The organism is Vallitalea sediminicola, from assembly GCF_054408565.1.
In genome coordinates this window covers 1-267 of the sequence record NZ_BTPT01000200.1, presented here as the reverse complement: position 1 = coordinate 267, position 267 = coordinate 1, and the positions used below count along the sequence as shown (strand labels likewise).

The 267-nt window shown below is 28.1% G+C and carries 1 protein-coding gene; it reads left to right on the top strand.

Annotated elements, in window-relative coordinates; all coding sequences use genetic code 11:
* On the top strand, positions 1 to 267 hold a 267-nt coding region (locus ACX6CF_RS26415), incomplete at both ends, for a hypothetical protein (RefSeq protein WP_458788367.1).

Sequence of the window (267 nt, the reverse complement as noted above, 5' to 3'; positions counted from 1 at the left end):
CTATATTAAACAATCAAGATTGTGGTGAATATCAACGAGAATGGTTGTCTAGAAAGTCAGAATTAAGATTATCTGATTATAAAGATTTTATTAATGAAATGAGAAGATATAAATTTCCAATAGAAATTAATTTTGGACTAGAAATATGCTATTTTCCTAATAAAGAAGACGAAATAAAAAGATGTGTTTCTAATTTTGATTGGGATTTTTTAACAGGTTCAATTCATTGGATAGATGGCTGGGGGTTTGACCACCGTAAAACAAAAG